The sequence below is a fragment of the Bradyrhizobium sp. GW821-FHT12B03 genome (assembly GCF_058807535.1).
Genome location: NZ_JBXAQU010000007.1, coordinates 217,978 through 237,502, shown reverse-complemented (window position 1 = coordinate 237,502; position 19,525 = coordinate 217,978). Strand labels below are relative to the sequence as shown.

15 protein-coding genes are annotated in these 19,525 nt (G+C 64.8%); 11 read left to right on the top strand and 4 right to left on the bottom strand.

The features are described from left to right. Positions 1 to 4 precede the first annotated feature (4 nt). The 10 genes from AC1RUR_RS16455 (at position 5) to AC1RUR_RS16410 (ending at position 10,329) form a co-directional block, all read left to right on the top strand. Positions 5 to 2,191 carry a xanthine dehydrogenase family protein molybdopterin-binding subunit gene (locus AC1RUR_RS16455; RefSeq protein ID WP_492845747.1) on the top strand — a complete coding sequence of 729 codons (2,187 nt, stop codon included), beginning with the start codon at positions 5 to 7 and terminating at the stop codon, positions 2,189 to 2,191. A gap of 46 nt (positions 2,192 to 2,237) precedes the next feature. After that, entirely contained in the window at positions 2,238 to 3,521 is a 1,284-nt protein-coding gene (locus AC1RUR_RS16450; RefSeq protein WP_492845745.1) for an FCSD flavin-binding domain-containing protein, read from the top strand. Next, positions 3,514 to 3,966, top strand: a complete 453-nt coding sequence (gene soxX / locus AC1RUR_RS16445; RefSeq protein ID WP_492845743.1) for a sulfur oxidation c-type cytochrome SoxX — start codon at positions 3,514 to 3,516, stop codon at positions 3,964 to 3,966. The genes AC1RUR_RS16450 and soxX overlap by 8 nt, the downstream gene beginning before the upstream one ends. A gap of 4 nt (positions 3,967 to 3,970) precedes the next feature. Continuing rightward, the gene (locus AC1RUR_RS16440) at positions 3,971 to 4,438 is read left to right on the top strand and encodes a SoxY-related AACIE arm protein (protein WP_492845741.1); all 468 of its coding nucleotides are present in this window, start codon (positions 3,971 to 3,973) and stop codon (positions 4,436 to 4,438) included. Then, positions 4,438 to 4,755, top strand: coding sequence for a thiosulfate oxidation carrier complex protein SoxZ (gene soxZ / locus AC1RUR_RS16435; protein ID WP_492845739.1), 318 nt, complete (start codon positions 4,438 to 4,440; stop codon positions 4,753 to 4,755). The genes AC1RUR_RS16440 and soxZ overlap by 1 nt, the downstream gene beginning before the upstream one ends. After that, positions 4,752 to 5,531: a sulfur oxidation c-type cytochrome SoxA gene (gene soxA / locus AC1RUR_RS16430; protein WP_492845737.1), complete on the top strand. Its 780-nt coding sequence runs from the start codon at positions 4,752 to 4,754 to the stop codon at positions 5,529 to 5,531. The genes soxZ and soxA overlap by 4 nt, the downstream gene beginning before the upstream one ends. Before the next feature lie 80 nt (positions 5,532 to 5,611). Next, positions 5,612 to 6,937, top strand: coding sequence for an ABC transporter substrate-binding protein (locus tag AC1RUR_RS16425; RefSeq protein ID WP_492845735.1), 1,326 nt, complete (start codon positions 5,612 to 5,614; stop codon positions 6,935 to 6,937). Then, on the top strand, positions 6,934 to 7,872 hold the full coding sequence (locus AC1RUR_RS16420; RefSeq protein WP_492845733.1) for a carbohydrate ABC transporter permease: 939 nt from the start codon (positions 6,934 to 6,936) through the stop codon (positions 7,870 to 7,872). Before AC1RUR_RS16425 ends, AC1RUR_RS16420 begins: the two co-directional genes overlap by 4 nt. Then, positions 7,869 to 8,693, top strand: coding sequence for a carbohydrate ABC transporter permease (locus AC1RUR_RS16415; protein ID WP_492845731.1), 825 nt, complete (start codon positions 7,869 to 7,871; stop codon positions 8,691 to 8,693). Before AC1RUR_RS16420 ends, AC1RUR_RS16415 begins: the two co-directional genes overlap by 4 nt. A 121-nt stretch (positions 8,694 to 8,814) precedes the next feature. Beyond that, positions 8,815 to 10,329: a DASS family sodium-coupled anion symporter gene (locus AC1RUR_RS16410; protein ID WP_492845729.1), complete on the top strand. Its 1,515-nt coding sequence runs from the start codon at positions 8,815 to 8,817 to the stop codon at positions 10,327 to 10,329. A gap of 92 nt (positions 10,330 to 10,421) precedes the next feature. Here AC1RUR_RS16410 and AC1RUR_RS16405 read toward each other — a convergent pair whose 3' ends face one another. The 3 genes from AC1RUR_RS16405 to AC1RUR_RS16395 all read right to left on the bottom strand — a co-directional run bounded on the left by AC1RUR_RS16405 (position 10,422) and on the right by AC1RUR_RS16395 (position 13,963). Further along, positions 10,422 to 12,089, bottom strand: a complete 1,668-nt coding sequence (locus AC1RUR_RS16405) for a regulator (protein ID WP_492845727.1) — start codon at positions 12,087 to 12,089, stop codon at positions 10,422 to 10,424. A gap of 10 nt (positions 12,090 to 12,099) precedes the next feature. Further along, a complete protein-coding gene (locus tag AC1RUR_RS16400) occupies positions 12,100 to 12,801 on the bottom strand; it encodes a cysteine hydrolase family protein (RefSeq protein ID WP_492845725.1) in 702 nt (233 codons plus the stop codon). Positions 12,802 to 13,003: 202 nt separating this feature from the next. Beyond that, on the bottom strand, positions 13,004 to 13,963 hold the full coding sequence (locus tag AC1RUR_RS16395) for a hypothetical protein (protein WP_492845723.1): 960 nt from the start codon (positions 13,961 to 13,963) through the stop codon (positions 13,004 to 13,006). 165 nt (positions 13,964 to 14,128) lie between these two features. Between AC1RUR_RS16395 and AC1RUR_RS16390 the strand changes: the two genes are divergently transcribed. Beyond that, a complete protein-coding gene (locus tag AC1RUR_RS16390) occupies positions 14,129 to 17,605 on the top strand; it encodes an indolepyruvate ferredoxin oxidoreductase family protein (RefSeq protein WP_492845721.1) in 3,477 nt (1,158 codons plus the stop codon). Between the two features lie 140 nt (positions 17,606 to 17,745). Here AC1RUR_RS16390 and AC1RUR_RS16385 read toward each other — a convergent pair whose 3' ends face one another. Then, positions 17,746 to 19,470 (bottom strand): FAD-dependent oxidoreductase, encoded by a 1,725-nt coding sequence (locus AC1RUR_RS16385; RefSeq protein WP_492845719.1) that lies wholly within the window; start codon positions 19,468 to 19,470, stop codon positions 17,746 to 17,748. Positions 19,471 to 19,525 lie beyond the last annotated feature (55 nt).

Genomic DNA, 19,525 nt, shown 5'->3' with positions numbered 1-19,525 from the left:
CCCCATGAACAAGCACGTCTCACCCCAAATGAACCGTCGCGCCTTCGTCATCGGCACGGCCGCGATCGGCACAGGCCTCGCAATCGGCCTCGACATCCCCTTCGGCGGGCCCGCCGTGGTGCGCGCGGCCGACGGCTCGCCCGAGATCGGCGCCTGGGTCGTGGTCAGACCCGACGACACCGTCGTGATCCGCATCGCCCGTTCCGAGATGGGCCAGGGCTCGCTCACCGGCCTCGCCCAGCTCGTCGCCGAGGAGCTCGAATGCGACTGGACGAAGGTCACGACCGAATATCCGACACCCGGCCAGAGCGTCGCCCGCAAGCGCGTCTGGGGCGATTTCTCGACCGGCGGCAGCCGCGGCATCCGCTCTTCGCAGGACTATGTGCGCAAGGGCGGCGCCACCGCGCGCGTGATGCTGATCCAGGCCGCCGCCGATTCGTGGAAAGTGCCGGCGTCCGAATGTACGGCCGCGAACAGCGTCATCACCCATACGCCTTCGGGCAGGACCACGACCTATGGCAAGGTCGCCGAGGCTGCGGCCAAGCTGACGCCCCCGGCCGACGTCAAGCTGAAGGATCCGAAGGACTGGAAGCTGGTCGGCAAGGGCGTGAAGCGGCTCGACACCGCCGACAAGACCACCGGCACGATGATCTACGGCATCGATGTCAAGCTGCCGGGCATGCTGAACGCTGCGATCAAGGACTGCCCGGTGTTCGGCGGCAAGCTGAAGAGCTTTGACGAAGCCAAGATCACCGGCATGAAAGGCGTCAAGAAGGTCGTCAAGGTCGGCGACACCGCGGTTGCGGTCGTTGCCGATACCTGGTGGCACGCCAAGACCGCGCTGGAAGCGCTGCCGATCGTCTGGGACGAGGGCGAGAACGCCAAGGTCTCCAGCGAGTCGATTGCGAAGTGGCTGGCCGAAGGCCTCGACGATTCGCAGCCGGCCTATGTCGGCAACAAGAACGGCGACGTGAAGGCCGCGATTGCCGGCGCCGCCAAGAAGGTCGAGGCCGTCTACAGCTACCCCTACCAGAACCACGCCACGATGGAGCCGATGAACGCCACCGCGCTCTTCACGGCCGACAAATGCGAGGTCTGGTGCGGCACGCAGAACGGCGAAGCCGTGTTCGCGGCGGTGCTGGAGGCCTCGGGTCTGCCGGCGGAGAAGTGCGACATGTACAAGGTGATGCCCGGCGGCGGCTTCGGCCGGCGCGGCCAGACCGACTATGTCCGCCAGGCGGTCACGATCGCCAAGCAGATGCCGGGCACGCCGATCAAGCTGTTGTGGTCGCGCGAAGAGGACATGGCGCACGGCCGGTATCACCCGATCACCCAGTGCAAGATGACCGGCGCGTTCGACGCCAACAACAATCTGGTCGCGTTGCATTACCGCCTGTCCGGACAATCGATCCTGTTCTCGCTGCGCCCCGAGGCGTTGCAGAACGGCATGGATCCGGCTGCGTTCCAGGGCGTCGCCCAGTCCGGCGAGGCCGCGATCGGCTATTCGGTGCCGAACCTGCTGGTCGAGCATGCGATGCGCAATCCACACGTTCCGCCGGGTTTCTGGCGCGGCGTCAACGTCAATCACAATGCGATCTACATGGAATGCTTCATGGACGAGCTGGCCCAGTCAGTCGGCCAGGACCCGCTCGAATTCCGCCGCAAGCTGATGGGCAACCATCCCAAGCATCTGGCGGTGCTCAATGCCGTGGCCGAGAAGATCGGCTGGACCACGCCGGCGCCGCAGGGTGTCTATCGCGGCATCGCGCAGGTCATGGGCTATGGCAGCTACGTCGCCGGCGCCGCCGAGATCTCGGTGACCGACGGCAGCAAGATCAAGGTGCATCGCATCGTCGCCTCCACCGACCCCGGCTACATCGTCAATCCGGCCCAGGTGGAGCGGCAGATCGCGGGTTCCTTCGTCTACGGCCTCTCCGCGCTGTTCTACGGCGGCTGCACCGTCAAGGACGGCAAGATCGAGCAGACCAACTTCGACACCTACAACTCGATGCGCATCAACGAGATGCCGAAGGTGGAATCGGTGATGGTGCCGAGCGGCGGGTTCTGGGGCGGGGTCGGCGAACCGACCATCGGCGTCGCAGCACCGGCGGTGCTCAACGCCTATTTCGCGGCCACCGGCAAGCGCATCCGCTCGGTGCCGCTGCGCGACCAGAACATCACCTTCGCCTAGACAACATGCTGCGGCGGCGAGAGACTGCCACCGCAGCCCTGATCGAATGCCCCTGATGACCACGCGCCCGGTGACACGGCGGAATGCCGTGTTCGGCATCACCATGGCGGCCGCGACACTGGCGCGGCCATCGATCTTGCGCGCGCAATCCACAGGACGTGTCGTCGTGGTCGGTGGCGGTTTCGGAGGCGCGGCATGCGCCCGCGCACTGAAGCGTGCGCAGGAAACCCTGCAGGTCATCCTGATCGAACCCAATGCAGTCTTCACCTCCTGCCCCTTCAGCAACGAGGTGATTGCGGGCCTGCGCGACATCGAGGCGCAGCAATTCGGCTATGAAAGGCTTGCCGCCGAGGGCGTCACCGTGATCGGCGAGGCCGTGACCACGATCGAGCCACAGCGGCGCAGCGTCCTGACGGCCGATGGCATAGCGATGCCCTACGACCGTCTCGTGCTGTCCCCCGGCATAGACTTCCATGTCGAAGCCCTGCCCGGCTACGACGAGGCCGCGTCGGAAAAAATGCCGCACGCCTGGAAGGCCGGCGCCCAGACGCTGCTGCTGCGCCGGCAATTGGAGGCGATGGAAGACGGCGGCACCGTCGCCATCGCGATCCCGGCCAATCCCTCGCGCTGCCCGCCGGCGCCTTACGAGCGCGCCAGCCTGATCGCGCATTACCTGAAGACGAAGAAGCCGCGCTCGAAGGTGCTGGTCCTCGATGCCAAGGACACTTTCTCCCAGCAGCGGCTGTTCGAAAAGGCGTGGAAGGAGCTCTACGGCGACATGATCGAACGCATCGCGCTGTCGCAAGGGGGTCGCGTGACCTCGGTTGACGCTTCGACGAAGACCATCATCACCGAGTTCGGCAACTACACTCCCGACGTCGCCAACGTCATCCCGCCGCAGCGCGCCGGCCGCATCGCCGGGATCGCGGGCGCGGCGGATGCAACCGGCTGGTGCCCGATCGACCCTGTGACGTTCGAGTCGAAGCTCGTCCCGAACATCCACGTCATCGGCGATGCCTGTCTCGGCGGCGGCATTCCCAAATCGGCCTCCGCCGCCAGCGCGCAAGGCAAGGCCTGCGCCGCAGCAATCGTCAGCCTGCTCGCAGGCCGCGCACCGGAAACACCGCGGCTCACCGGCGTCTGCTACACCACCGTCGCGCCCGGTTACGGCTTCTCGCTCGCCGGCAACTACCAGCCCAGGGGCGACATCTTTGCCGAGATCGAGGGCGGCGCGACCAGCCCGGTCGACGCGCCGCGCGAGCTGCGCACCCGCGAGGCGGCTGAAGCCGAACGCTGGTTTCAAACCATCACGGCGGACACCTTTGGCTAGATCGGCCGTCCATATCGCGGCGCTGATCGCCGCCAGCCTTGCCTTCGTCTCCGGCACCAGGGCGCAGCAGCTCGCGCCCTACAAGATCGTCGGCGACGGCATTGCGGACTCGCTCACGGGCACGCCCGGCGATGCCGGGCGCGGACGCACGCTGGTGCTGGCGCGCACGACGACCTGCATCCTCTGCCATTCCGGCCCCTTCCCGGAAACGCGGTTCCAGGGCGATCTCGCGCCCGATCTCACCGGCGCCGGGAACCGGTGGTCGGTGAGCCAGTTGCGGCTTCGACTGATCGATGCCTCGCGCTTCAACCCGGAGACCATCATGCCGTCCTATTATCGCAACGATGGCCTCGTCCGTGTCGGGCGCAATTTTGCCGGCAAGCCGATCTTGTCGGCTGCGGAGATCGAGGACATCGTGGCCTTTCTTGCTACGCTTCGGGACTAGGCTCATGCCGACCACGCGACGACAATTTTTGAGCCTTGCCGGCGGCGTCACGGTTGCCGGGACGATCCCGATCGTCACGCTGCGGCCGCTCAAGGCGACGCCGGCCATGCTCAACACCGCGATCCGCAACATCGTCGGTGAAGCCCAGATCCGCACCGGCAGGGTGAAGCTCGACATTCCGCCGCTGGTCGAGAACGGCAACACGGTGCCGATGACGGTGAGCGTCGCAAGCCCGATGACCGAGAACGACTACGTCAAGAGCATCCACGTCTTCAACGAGAAGAACCCGCAGCCGAACATCGGCAACTTCCATCTCACCCCCTCCTCCGGCCGCGCCCAGGTCTCGACGAGGATCCGGCTCGCCGACACCCAGAAGGTGGTCGCAATCGCGCGCCTGTCCGACGACACCTTCTGGCAGGTCGCCGCCGACATCGTCGTGACGCTGGCCGCCTGCACCGAGGAGATGAACTGATGGCCGCCCTCATTAATGTTCCGGCAAAAGCCAAGCGCGGCGACATCATCGAAATCCGCACGCTGACCTCGCACATCATGGAAACCGGCTTCCGTCACACCGCGGACGGCAAGCTCGTGCCGCGCGATATCATCACGAGCTTCATTTGCCGCTACAACGGCGCCGAGATCTTTCGCGCCGATCTGTTTCCGGCGATCGCCGCGAACCCATACCTATCCTTCTTCACCGTCGCGAAGGAGAGCGGCAAGTTCGAGTTCGAATGGAGCGGCGACAACGGCTACTCGTCCACCGCCTCGGCATCGATCACGGTCGAATGAGATTTTGGCGCGCGATCATGGTGGCAGCGCTTGTCGCAGCAGCGCCTGCCCTGCTCGCCGGCGAGATCCCGCCCGATGCGCGCCGGTCCGGCTACACCTTCATGGGGCCGGACTCGCGCGCCATGCAGGATGACGACACGTCCAATCCGGGCATGCTGTTCGTGCTCGACGGCGAGGCGCTGTGGACCAGGAAGACCGGCAGCGTGGAGAAGGCCTGCGCGGATTGCCACGGCGATGCGCGGGGCAGCATGAAGGGTGTCGCGGCGCGCTATCCCGCTTTCGACAAGGCGCTGGGCCGTCCCGTTACCCTGGATCAGCGCATCAATCTCTGCCGCGCCAATCATCAGCAGGCAACGCCGCTGCCCTATGAGAGCCACGATCTGCTGGCGCTGTCGGCTTTCGTCGCCCACCAGTCGCGCGGCGTCGCAATTACGGCTGGCGAGGATCCGCAACTCAAGCCATTCGTCGCGCAGGGCCGCACCCTCTTCATGCAGCGCGAGGGCCAGCTCAACCTCGCCTGCACCAATTGCCACGACGACAATTTCGACAGGCGCCTTGCGGGCGCGCCGATCACGCAAGCGCAGCCGACCGGCTATCCGCTCTATCGGCTGGAATGGCAGACGCTGGGCTCGCTGGAGCGGCGCCTGCGCAGCTGCATGAGCGGCGTTCGCGCCCAGGCCTACGAATACGGCGCACCGGAGCTGGTCGCGCTCGAGCTCTATTTGATGTCGCGGGCGCGCGGCCTGCCGATGGAGACGCCGGCCGTGCGGCCCTGATCCGAGATTAGGACTAGGCAGGCGCGGCACGGTCGCTAGTATCCCTCCCAAAGAAAGATGAGTCACAGGGAGGACTTGAAGTGGTCGACTACAGAATCTCGCGCCGTACGCTCTTGACGGGCACTGCAGCGGCCGGCGCGCTCAGCCTGACCGGTTTGCCGGCGCGCGCCGAGGTCAACTGGAAGAAATATGCCGGGACCAAGCTGGAGGTGATTCTCGCCAAGGGGCCACGCGGCGACAACCTGCAAAAGAACATCAAGGAATTCACCGACCTCACCGGCATCCAGGTCGAGGCCGAGCAGATCCCCGAGCAACAGCAGCGCCAGAAGGTCGTGATCGAGTTCACCTCGGGCCGGCCGAGCTTCGACGTCGTCCATCTCAGCTATCACGTGCAGAAGCGGCAGTTCGAGAAGGCCGGCTGGCTCGCCGACATGACGCCTTTCATGAAGGACCCGTCACTGACCGCGCCCGACCTCGTCGAGAGCGATTTTTCCGCGGCGGGCCTGCAATATGCCAGGAACGACAAGGGCCAGATGCTATCGCTGCCGTGGTCGGTCGACTATTTCATCCTCTACTACAACAAGGAGCTGTTCCAGAAGAAGGGCGTGGCGGTCCCGAAGACCCTCGACGAGATGGTCGCCGCCGCCGAGAAGCTTACCGATCCCAAGGAAGGCACCTACGGCTTCGTCGGGCGGGGCTTGCGCAACGCCAACATGGCATTGTGGACCAACTTCTTCCTCAACTATGGCGGCGAATTCCTCGACGACAAACGCAACATCCTGACCGACGGTCCGGAAGCGATCGCGGCCACGAAGCTCTACCAGACGCTGCTGACGAAGTCCGCCCCGCCCGGCGTCGCTGGCTTCAACTGGATGGAGTCGATGGCCTCGTTCACCCAAGGACGGTCGGCGATGTGGATCGACGGCGTCGGCTGGGCGCCGCCGCTGGAGGATCCGGCCGCCTCGCGCATCGTCGGCAAGGTCGGCTACACCGTCGTGCCTGCCGGGCCCAAGGGACATTATTCGTCCACTTACGGCGACGGCATCGGCATTGCGGCGGCGAGCAAGAACAAGGAAGCCGCGTATTTGCTCTGCCAGTGGGTGGTCTCGAAGCAGCAGGGCGCGCGCCTGCTCCAGGCCGGCGGCGGCGTCCCGTTCCGCAACTCGATCCTGAACGACCCCGAGACCCAGAAGGGCGTGAAGATGCCGCCCGAGTGGCTGCAATCGGTGATCGAGTCCGGCAAGATCAGCAAGCTCGGCCTGCCCGTGGTCGTCCCCGTCGCCGAATTCCGCGACATCGTCGGCGCAGCGCTCACCGCGACGCTGTCCGGGGCCGATCCCGCCGCCGAGCTGAAGAAGGCCAACGACCAGTACCGGCCGATCCTGGAGCGCAGCGAAAAGGCGTGAGTGCGTTGACACAAGCTGATCCGGCCGCGGCACGGTCCGATGCCGCGCCGGAGAAGGAGTTGCGGCCGCCGTCCTACTGGCCGTTCGTGGTGCCGGCGCTGGTCGTCGTGCTCGCCATCATCATCTTCCCGTGGGTCTTCACCATCTGGATGAGCCTGAACGAGTGGAAGGTCGGCTCGCCGACCACCTTCGTCGGGATCTCCAACTATCTGCGGCTGACCAGCGATCCGCGCTTTCTCGAGGCGGTCGGCCACACCATGGTCTACACCGCGCTGTCGGTGCTGCTGCCGCTGGTGCTCGGCACGTTCGCGGCCGTGGTGTTCCACCAGAAATTCGCCGGCCGCGGTTTCCTGCGCGGTGTCTTCATCATGCCGATGATGGCGACGCCGGTGGCAATCGCGCTGGTCTGGACCATGATGTTCCACCCGCAGCTGGGCGTGCTGAACTACCTCTTGTCGCTGGTCGGGATACCGCCGCAGCTCTGGGTGTTCCATCCCGCGACCGTCATTCCCTCGCTGGTGCTGGTCGAGACCTGGCAATGGACCCCGCTGGTCATGCTGATCGTGCTCGGGGGCCTCGCAGCAATCCCGACCGAGCCGTATGAGAGCGCGCAGATTGACGGCGCCAATCTCTGGCAGGTGTTCCGCTTCATCACGCTGCCGCTGATCATGCCGTTCCTGTTCATCGCCGGAATGATCCGCATGATCGATGCGGTGAAGAGTTTCGACATCATCTTCGCGATCACGCAAGGCGGGCCGGGCTCGGCGTCCGAGACCATCAACATCTATCTCTACAGCGTCGCCTTCACCTATTACGACCTCGGCTACGGCTCGGCGATCGCGGTGGTGTTCTTCCTGCTGATCGTCCTGCTTGCGGCGGTGATGCTGTACGCCCGCCAGCGCATGGTGTGGACCGAGATCGAGAGCGGCGCATGACACCCCGTCAAATCATCGGCAAGATCGGCCTGTGGCTTTCGGTGTTCGTCATCGTGTCGCCGGCGATCCTGTTCTTCCTCTGGATGCTGTCGCTGTCGCTCAAATTCGAGATCGACAATGCCGCCTACCCGCCGGTGTTCTTCCCCGAGCACATCGCCTGGAAGAACTATGCCGACGTGCTCGCCTCCAACCGCTTCCTGACCTATTTCATCAACAGCCTGGTCGTCACCGGAAGCGCGACCGCGCTGGCGCTGATCGTCGGCGTCCCCGCCGGCTACGGCATCGCGCGCATGGCCGCGCACAAATCCGCGATCGTGATCCTGATCGCCCGCATCACGCCCGGCCTGTCTTACCTGATCCCGCTGTTCCTGCTGTTCCAGTGGCTCGGACTGCTCGGCACGCTGGTGCCGCAGATCATCATCCATCTGGTGGTGACGGTGCCGATCGTGATCTGGATCATGATCGGCTATTTCGAGACGACGCCGCTGGAATTGGAAGAAGCCGCCCTGATCGATGGTGCCACGCGCTGGCAGGTCTTCCGGCACGTCGCCCTGCCGATCGCCAAGCCCGGCATCGCGGTCGCCTTCATCCTCGCCGTGATCTTCTCCTGGAACAATTTTGTCTTCGGCATCGTGCTGGCCGGACGCGAGACCCGCACTTTGCCCGTCGCCGTCTACAACATGATCTCGTTCGACCAGCTGAGCTGGGGGCCGCTGGCCGCGGCCGCGCTGATCGTCACCCTCCCGGTGCTGCTGCTGACGGTGCTGGCGCAGCGGCAGATCGTGGCCGGGCTGACGGCAGGGGCGGTCAAGGGCGGGTAGCTGCGCCCGGAGGTGCCGGCGACATCCCGGATGCAAGGCGTAGAGCGCCTTCCACCATTGATCCACCGCAAGGACGTGTTGGCCAACTCTGGCAAATCTCTCGAGCAAGGGAGGAATAGCCATGACCATCGCTGACCAGGCTTCACCAGTCGCTTCGGTACAGGCCAGCAAGCAGCCGACCTGGATTAGATCCAATTGGGGCTTGGTGTTGGGAGCGGCTGTCCTCCTTGCTATCCTTTTCTCGCCGACACCGGCGGGGTTATCAGTCGCGGGCCAGCGGATGCTCGCGGTCTTCGGCTTTGCCGTTATCGTCTGGGTCACGGAGGCGCTTGACTATGCGGTGAGCGCCATCGTCATCGCCGCATTGATGGCCCTGCTCCTGGGTATTTCGCCGAACGTCACCAACCCGAATGTCTCGATCGGCTCGGTTCAGGGCCTTACCACCGCGATAAGCGGCTTTGGCAATACGGCGCTAACGCTGGTCGCCGCGGCCTTGTTCCTCGCGGCTGCCATGACGGTCACCAGGCTCGATCGTCGCATCGCCTTGATCATCCTGTCACGCGTTGGGACGCGAACAAATCGGATCGTCATCGGCGCCATTGTCGTGTCCACCGTGCTGGCCTTGCTCGTACCCAGTGCGACCGCGCGGGCAGCCGCTGTGATCCCGATCATCATGGGTATCATTGTTGCTTTTGGCGTTGACAAGAAGAGCAGATTTGCCGGCCTTCTGATGATCACGACGGTTCAGGCGGTCAGCATCTGGAATGTCGGCATCAAGACCGCGGCGGCGCAAAACATGGTCGCCGTCGGCTTTCTCCAGAAGATGCTGGGCCATGACATCACCTGGTTGAGCTGGTTCATCGCCGCGGCACCGTTCTCGTTCCTGTTGTCGGTCGGGCTGTACTTCATCATGATGACCATGATGCCGCCGGAAGCAAAGGAGATCTCTGGCGGCAAGGCGACCGTGGAAAAGACGCTGGGCGAACTCGGTCCAATGACGGGCAAGGAAGCCCGTCTGTTGGCGCTCTCCCTCATCCTGCTGTGTTTCTGGTCGACCGAAGGTGTCTTGCACTCCTTCGACAGCTCGACGACGACGACGATCGCGGTGGCCCTGCTGTTTCTTCCCGGCATCGGCGTCATGGACTGGAAGACGGCAAACCCGTTGATCCCATGGGGAACGATCGTGCTGTTCGGGATCGGCATCAGCCTCGGCACGGCCTTGCTGCAAACCCAGGCAGCACAGTGGCTGGCCAATCTCATCGTCGCGTGGTTCGGTCTCAACCAGCTTCCGTCGCTCGCCATTCTTGCCGTGATGGCAGCGTTCCTTGTCGTCGTTCATCTCGGTTTTGCCAGCGCGACCGCGCTCGCATCGTCCCTCATCCCAATCGTGATCGCCGTTCTGCAAAAAGTGCAGACGCCGGGAATCAACGTGCTTGGCATGACCCTCGTGCTACAGTTCGTCGTGAGCTTCGGTTTCATTCTCCCGGTGAATTCGCCTCAGGGGATGGTCGGCTACGGGACCGGTGCCTTCGCAGCACGCGATTTCATACGCACCGGCATCGCAATCACCGTGCTGGCCTATCTGCTCACTCTCGTGTTCGGCGCGACCTACTGGCGCTGGCTCGGCTACGTCTGAGGATCGAGCGCTGCTGTCGTCCCCTAAAGGACAAAACGAAAGCGGCCGGGCGACTAATCGCCACCCGGCCGCGACAGAACTCTCGCCGATGCCTATTCCGCCGGAGCCGCGTGCATCTCCGGATGGGCGGCATAGGACTCGCTCGCTCCGAGCTTGCTGGCCGCGAACAGGCCGGCTGCCGTCACGGCGTAAGCAAGCGCCACCGCGGGCGTGACGCCGAAGCCACCGCCGATGCCGACGGCTTCGCCGTGCATGAAGCCGAAATAGGTCAGCACGGCACCGACCAGCGCAAATGCCGAGGCCTTCTCGAAATCGCGCTCGATGATGAAGACGCCGATCGCGCCCAGGATGAGGCCGCCGAGGATGGAGCCGCCGCCCATCACCTCGAGCCCGTGGTAGAACACGCCCTGCGTCGGCAGCGCGGCGATCGCAGCGGCCTTGACCGCATCGACCTTGTCGGCGGCCAGCCCGCCGACGGAGGTCGCCGCCATCATGGTCGAGCCCAGCATCGTGTCGATCTGCAGCTTGGCCCAGGCGGCCAGATGCGGCGTCAGCGCCAGCACGATCGCGGGCGCATGCTTGACCGGCGTGGTCTGGAACGCCTGCGCGCCGATCAGCATGCCGATATAGAGCAGGATCGGCGAGATGGCGACGACAGGCACGAGCGCCAGCAGCACCGAGATGATGCCGAACCACGCCAGCACGACCACCATGATTCCGGTCGCCGCCGAATAGCCGATGCGGCCACCCATCGCCTTCCAGCCGGGATGGCCGATATAGACCGCGTTGATGAAGGGATTGCCCATCAGGCAGCCGATCAGGCTGACGACGCCGTCGGCGGTCAAGACGCGCGTGGTCGGATATTCGTCGCCGGCCGCTTCTGCGCTCTCGACATTGTCCATGGCCTCGACGAGGTCGTAAATGCCGAAGGGAATGGCGGTGACCAGGATGATGCCGAGGAATTCGAAGCCGGAGAAGACGTAGCCCACCGCCGGGATCGGCACCGAGAAGCCGAAATTTGCGAAGGCATCGCCGACGCCCTTGACGCTCAACCCGCCGAGACCGAGGCCGAACAGGTTCGAGCCCCAGGCGATGACCATGCCGACCGCGATGGCAACGAGGCCTGCGGGAATGCCGCGCCAGTATTTCACGCCGCCGAACCAGCTCACCAGGATGATGGCGAAGCAGACGAGGCCGATCTGCGGCGTCATGTACATTTCGAGCGCAGGACGCATCGAGATGAAGGTGACGGAGACGCCGGCGAGCGTGCCGAGCAGCGCTGCGCGCGGCGTGATCCTGCGGATGAACGGCGCGATGAAGCCGCCGATCATCAGGATGAAGCTCTGGAAGAACACCCAGACGAGGCCGGCCGACCAGCCCTTGAGCGGATCACCGGTCTTGATCGTGATCGGCAGCATGATCACGAATGTGACGATGAACATGTGCGGCACGCTGACGCCGGACGGCAGCGCGCAGACGTCGTTGCGGCCGGTCCTCTGCGCCAGACGATAGGCGAGGAAGGCGTAATAGAAGGTCGACAGGCACATCATCAGCCCGAGCGCGGGCAGGATGCGGCCGAACACGAGACTGTCCGGCATCTTCAGCACGAAACGAAGCAGGCCCGTGAGCACCAGCATGTTGACGAGGATGTTGGTGCCGAAGCCGAAAAACGCGTTCCAGTCGCCCGATGTCCATAGTGCCGGCTTGAACTCGGACTTGTTCAGATCAGATTTGCCGGTCGTCCCCGTCATTGTGCTCATGGTGATGCCCCTAAGCTGATGTGGAAATCTTCATCGCCTCCAGTACTGCGGCTGAGCTAGCTACCCAGCCGAAGATGCCGCCCTGGGCCTTGATCATCTTCAGGCCCATCTCGTGAAACTCGGGGAAGTAGGATGCGCAGCCGTCCGAGATGACGACGCAGCGGAAGCCGCGGTCATTGGCCTCGCGCACGGTGGTGTTGACGCACACTTCCGTGGTGACGCCGCAGACCAGGAGATTCTCGATGCCGTATTGCTCCAACACGTCGGTGAGCTCGGTGGCGTAGAACGCGCCTTTGCCGGGCTTGTCGATCACGACTTCGCTGTCGAGCGGATAGAGCTCGGGGATGATGTCGTGACCGGCCTCGCCGCGAATGAGAATGCGCCCCATCGGGCCGGGATCGCCGATGCGCAAGGACGGCGCACCGCGCTCGATCTTCGCCGGCGGCGCATCAGAAAGGTCGGGCAGATGGCCCTCGCGCGTATGGACCACCAGCATGCCGGTGTCGCGCGCCGCCTTCAGCAGCGCACCGATCGGCTTCACCGCGCGCGCAAGCTGGCTGACGTCATTGCCGAGCGTCTCGCCGAAGCCGCCGGGCTCCATGAAATCGCGCTGCATGTCGATGATGAGAAGCGCGGTGCTCGGCCAGTCGAGCTTGATCGGCTCGGGCTCGGCGCTGATCACGCCCGGTGTCGGCTTGGTTGAGTTCAACATGACGCAGGCCCCCGCGAGAACTCTCATTGCCAGGAGTTCTGCAAACGCCGTGCCATTGTGTACAATTGCGATTAAGCCGCCCGCGCGAGAAAATTTGCTGCGCTGTCAAAATGTTATCAGAAAATCACAGCCCTGCTTATTCCGTGTGCGGCGGCGTTGCGGCGTGCATTTGCTCAAAGGATGAGCGGCGGCTAAGTAGGCTTTATTTGCGGGCAGCATCTCCATACAGCCGCCGATACTCTTCCTCATACGGCGCATACGAATCCTTCAGCGTCGCCATGTTGAGCAGCATGGTGGCCACCATCGCGCCCGTCTTGTCGAACACGCGCGTCTTCACCCAGGCGCTTTCGGTGCGGCGGCTGCCGGACAGCGCGACCACCTCGCGCTCGACTTCATAACCCTCGTCGACGAAGAGCGGGCCCTTCACCAGCCTGATCTCCTGGTCGGCGAACAGGCCGACCGCCGGTCCCTTCGCCGGCAGCGGATCGTCCTTGGCGCGGTACTGGAACAGCACGCTCAGCATCTCCATCGGGATGATGGCCCTGCCCCACGGACTGTCCGCTCCCGAATAGTAAGGTGAGGTCTCGGTGATGACGGCGAGCTTCTGCCGGAGCGAAAAAGGATAGAGGTCGCCCATGTTCTGGTCGAACGCCATCCGCACCGGCTGGCGCTTGCTGGTTTGCGCCACCCTGACGTCGCGCAGGATCACGGGATCGGCGAGCGGCTTGAGCTCGCCGAGACGCGTCTCCAGCGCGGTCGCGGCATGCGGCTCGCCGACCGACGCCGTACCGCGCAGCACTTCGGTGCCGTCGCGCTTGACCATCTGGATCTGGCACTGGCTCGTGCCGGCTAGAGGCTTGGACAGGATCGCCTGCACCTCCTCGCCTTCGAAGCAGGCGTTGCGATAATGCGCGGAAAGACAACCACTCTCGAACCAGGCCCGTCCCCACAGGCGCGCGCCGAGCGGTGCGAACTGGCTGAAATGCGTCGGCCCCTCGATGGTGCCGCCCTTGAAGCCGAGCTTTTGCGCGGTGGCGTCGTCGTGGATGGAGGCGTGCGCGTCGTAGACCTGCGCATGGAGCATCTGGCGCGGCTGGCGCCACGGCCCGATCAGTGCCTCGGCGGTCTCGGTGATCTCGGTATTGAACGCGTTTGCCATCATGGGCTCCTCCACAGGCAGCCATGACTAGCAGGAGCGCCACGGATGCGGCTAGCCGTATTGACTTCGGCGACCCATGCTCTTGACTGCCTGATCCTGCTTCGCAAGTCGCCGCTCTTTCCGCGGCGCAAAATTCCCGCCGGACCAAGAAAAACAAGGACGCCCGAAATGACGCTGATGCAGGTCGAGCTGGACGACAAATACCGGCTCGAATCGAAGCGGATCTTCCTGTCCGGCACACAAGCCCTGGTCCGCCTGCCTATGTTGCAGCGCGAACGCGACCGGCTCCAGGGGCTCAACACCGGCGGCTTCATCTCCGGCTATCGCGGTTCCCCGCTTGGCATGTACGACCACGCGCTATGGCGGGCGAAGTCGCACCTCCAGCAGCACGACATCGCCTTCGTGCCCGGCCTGAACGAGGATCTGGCGGCGACCGCGGTCTGGGGCAGCCAGCAGGTCGGCCTCTTTCCCGGCGCCAAGGTCGATGGTGTGTTCGGCATCTGGTACGGCAAAGGCCCCGGCGTCGACCGCTCGGTCGACGCGCTCAAGCACGCCAATGCGGCCGGCACCTCGCTCAATGGCGGCGTGCTGGCGCTTGCCGGCGACGACCATGGCTGCCAGTCCTCGACGCTGGCCCATCAGAGCGAGCAGGTGTTCGCGGCAGCGCTGATCCCCGTGATCAATCCGGCGACGCTGCAGGACTATCTCGATCTCGGCCTCTACGGTTTTGCGCTGTCGCGCTTCTCCGGCTGCTGGGTCGGCTTCAAGGCGATCAGCGAGACCGTGGAGAGCTCGGCGTCGATCTACAGTGATCCCGAACGTATCCAGATCAGGCTTCCCGACGATTTCGAGATGCCGCCCGGTGGCCTCAACATCCGCTGGCCCGATCCGCCGCTGGACGCCGAGAGGCGCCTGTTCGGCCCGAAGATGGAAGCGGTGCAGGCCTTTGCTCGCGCCAACCAGCTCGACCGCATCGTGCTCGATTCCAAGCCGGCACGGCTCGGCATCGTCGCGACAGGCAAGGCCTATCTCGATCTGCGCCAGGCGCTTGCCGACCTCGGCATTACCGACAAGGACGCGCAGGATCTGGGCTTGCGCATCTACAAGGTCGCGCTGACCTGGCCGCTGGAAGAGAGCGGCGCGAAGCGTTTCGCCGAAGGTCTTCAGGACGTGCTGGTCGTCGAGGAGAAGCGCGGCTTCATCGAAGACCAGCTGATGCGCATCCTCTACAATATCGACGCATCGCGGCGCCCGACCGTCACCGGCAAGCGCGACGAGCGCGGCGCGCCGCTGCTGCCGAGCGAGGGCGAGCTGACGCCGACCATCGTCGCGTCCGCGCTGGTGGCGCGGCTGCGCAAGCTCGGGCATCACAGCCCGGTGCTGGAGCAGCGCCTCGCACGGCTGGAGGCGTTCGATCATCCCGTCACCACCAGCGCACCGATCAAGCTCGCGCGCACGCCGTTCTTCTGCTCGGGTTGCCCGCACAACACCTCGACGCGTGTACCCGAAGGCAGCCGCGCCATGGCCGGCATCGGCTGCCACGGCATGGCCCTGAGCATGCCGACCCGCCGCACCGATCTGATCTCGCATATGGGCGCCGAGGGCGTGAACTGGATCGGCCAGTCGCCTTTCACCGACGAGAAGCACATCTCCCAGAATCTCGGCGACGGCACTTACACCCATTCGGGATTGCTGGCGCTGCGCGCGGCCTCCGCCGCCGGCATCAACATCACCTACAAGATCCTCTACAACGACGCCGTCGCGATGACCGGCGGTCAGCCGGCCGAAGGCGCTTTCAATGTCGCGCAGATCGCGCACCAGGTCTGGGCCGAAGGCGTCAAGCGGCTCGCGATCGTGTCCGACGATCCGGGCAAATACCCCGAGGGCAGCTACTTCCCACAAGGCGCGACCATCCATCACCGCCGCGAGCTCGATGCCGTGCAGCGTGAGCTGCGCGACATCGAGGGTCTCACGGTCGTCATCTACGACCAGACCTGCGCCGCGGAAAAACGCCGCCGCCGCAAGCGCGGGCTCTATCCCGACCCCGCCAAGCGCGCCTTCATCAACGAGCTCGTCTGCGAAGGCTGCGGCGACTGCTCGCAGGCTTCCAACTGCGTCTCGGTGCAGCCGCTGGAGACCGAGTTCGGCCGCAAGCGCCAGATCGACCAGTCGAACTGCAACAAGGACTTTTCCTGCGTCGAAGGTTTTTGCCCGAGCTTTGTCACCGTCCATGGCGGTTCGCTCAAGCGCATGAAAACTTCGGCAGTCGATTCCGGCCAGCTGTTCGCCGACCTGCCGTTGCCGCCCGCGCGTGAGCTCGACGCCCCCTACAACATCCTCGTCACCGGCATCGGCGGCACCGGCGTCATCACCATCGGCGCCCTGCTCGGCATGGCCGCCCATGTCGACGGCCGCGGCTGCTCGGCGCTGGACTTCACCGGCCTGTCGCAGAAGAACGGCGCGGTGATGAGCCATGTCCGCATCGCACCGAAGCCGGAGGACATCTCCGCGGTCCGCATCACCACCGGCGGTGCCGACGTCATTCTCGGCTGCGACATGATCGTCTCGGCCGGCCCTTCCGCGCTCAGCCGCGCCGAGCGCGGCGTGACAAAAGCCTATATCAACGCCGACCTGCAACCGACCGCAAGCTTCGTGCAAAACCCCGATCTCGATTTCGAGATGGATACGATGCAGACCGTGCTGCGTGATGCTGTCGGCGACAAGAATCTCGACATCATCGACGCCACGGGCATTGCCGCGGCGCTGATGGGCGACAGCATCGCAACCAATCCCTTCATGCTCGGCTTCGCTTTCCAGAAGGGCGCGATCCCGCTGTCGCTGGAGGCTCTGCTCCGCGCCATCGAGATCAACGGCGCCGCGATCGAGATGAACAAGCTCGCGTTCACCTGGGGGCGGCTGGCCGCTCACGACATGGCGCGGGTGCGCAGCGTGCTGCAATTCAAGAGCCGCGCATCCGCGCCGACAAAGTCGCTCGACGACATCATCGCGACCCGCGCAGCGTTTTTGACCAGCTATCAGGACAAGGCGTACGCCGACCGCTATCTCGCGGCGATCGCCAAGGTACGCAAGGCGGAAACCGCCGCCTCGCCCGCGTCCTCGGAGCTGACCGAAGCTGTTGCCAAAAACCTGTTCAAGCTGATGTCCTACAAGGACGAGTACGAGGTCGCGCGGCTCTATACCGACGGCAGCTTTGCCAGGAAGGTCTCGGAGAAGTTCGACGGCGACTTCACGCTGAAGTACCACCTGGCACCGCCGATCTTCGCGCAGCGCGACAAGACCACAGGGCATCTCCAGAAGAAGGAGTTCGGCGGCTGGATGGTCCACGCCTTCCGCGTTCTCGCAAAATTGAAGTTTTTGCGCGGCACCGCCTTCGACCTGTTCGGCCGCACCGAGGAGCGCCGGACCGAGCGGAAGCTGGTCACAGATTATCTCGACATGATCGATCAGCGGATGGCCGGGCTAAAGGCTGAGCAGATCCCGCTGCTGGCACGGCTCGCGCGCGTGCCGGAAACCATCCGCGGCTTCGGCCACGTCAAGGAAGCCAACATCAAGCTGGCGGCTGCCGAGAAGGCGCGGCTGGAGGCGGAGCTCGAGAACAGCCGCTTTGCGGCAGCTGCGGAGTAGCGGATAGAGCCCAAGCTCTCGCCGCGTCATTGCGAGGAGCCCTTGCGACGAAGCAATCCAGAATCCCTCCGCGGAGGTAGCCTGGATTGCTTCGCTGTGCTCGCAATGACGGAGATTGTGGATGCGGCGGAGACAACAACTTAGACTGACGCCTTCGCATCACTCGGGGTAGCCACCCCACCCTCTCCCAGATGCCTTCCCGCAATATACCCAAACGTCAGCGCCGGCCCGAGCGTGATCCCCGGCCCCGGATAGTTGCCATTCATGATCGAGCCCATATCGTTGCCGCAGGCGTAAAGACCCGCGACCGGCGTGCCATCTTCACGAAGTACGCGCGCCTGGGCATCCACCTTCATGCCGATCGCGGTGCCGAGGTCGGCTGGATAGATACGCATCGCGAAGAACGGTGCGCGCACGATCGGGGCGATGCAGGGGTTGGGCTTGTGAGCGGCATCGCCGAGATGGCGTTGATAGATCGTGCTGCCGCGGCCGAATTCGGGATCGCGGCCCTCCTTCGCGCCTTCGTTGTAGTTCGCAATCGTCGCCGCGAGTGTTGACGGCTTGACGCCGATCTTCGCCGCGAGCTGCGCGACATCCGGCGCTTCGATCAACTCACCGCTTTCAACGTAGCGCCGGATACTCCGCGCAAACGGCTTGATGCGACCGAGGCCGTAAGCCCACAGGAACTGGCGGTCGCAGATCAGGTAGAACGGCCGATCCGGCTCGCCATTGCCGTCGCGCAGCATGGCCAGCACGAATTCATGGTAGGACAGCGCCTCGTTGACGAAGCGCCGGCCCGCGGCATTGACGGCGATCACGCCGGGCTTGGCACGATCGGTCACCGTATGCGGGAAAACGCCGCGGCTGCCGTCGGCGCGGCGGAACAGCGAGGCTGGCACCCAATAGGCCGGGTTCGTCGCCTCGGTATTGAGCGCGGCACCGACTGTGGCCGCGAGCCGAAGCCCGTCGCCTGTGCCTGATGGATTGGTCGCCGAGACAAATCCGGCCGCCGGCGGAAAGAACCGCTTGCGCAAAGCGGCATCGTGCGAGAAGCCGCCGGCTGCGAGTACCACGCCGCGGCGCGCCGCAATCGCACGGTCGCGGGAGCCGTGACGGATCACCACGCCGCTGACGCGATCGCCCTGCATCGCCAGATCCTCGACATCCGCGCTGAAGAGGATCTCGACCTGCCGCGCCAGCAGCGAGGCATAGAGCCGCGCAGCGAGCGCGTTGCCGAGATGCAGCGTCGTCCCGCGCGGGCTGCGCAGCCGCTGCAACGCGTATTCGGAAACAAGCCGCGCGGCGCGTAGGGTCGAACGCAGCGACTTTCCGACCCGCCGCAGATGCGGGATGTCGAGCCGGTTGACCATCATTCCGCCGAACAGCGTGAACTCCGGCAACGGCGGCCGCAATCGCGCAAAAGCAGGGCCCAGCCGCGTGCCGTCGAAAGCAACCGGCTCAAGCACGCGCCCGCCTGATGTCGCGCCCAGCCGCTCCGGATAATAGTCGGGATAGGCCTTCACCGGCTGGAGGCGGACTTCGGTCTTGGCTTCGAGATAGGCGACCGCTTCGGGTCCGCGTGCAAGGAAGGCGGCACGCAGGCCGGCATTGGCTGCTTCGGGCACCGTGCTCGACATATACTGGACGGCATCGGCGACGCTGTCGGACAACCCTGCCTCTTTCATCTTCGCGTTGGCAGGAATCCAGACCATGCCGCCGGACCAGGCGGTAGTACCGCCGACGAACGCCGTCTTCTCGATCACAAGGACGCACAGCCCTTCGGCCGCGGCAACGGCGGCTGCCGTCATGCCACCGGCACCGGCGCCGATGACGATCACATCGTAGATCTCATGCACCGGCATCATGCGGCAGGCTTCCGGGAGCGAGGCATGACACCGTCATACCTCGCCCGCGGGCTCG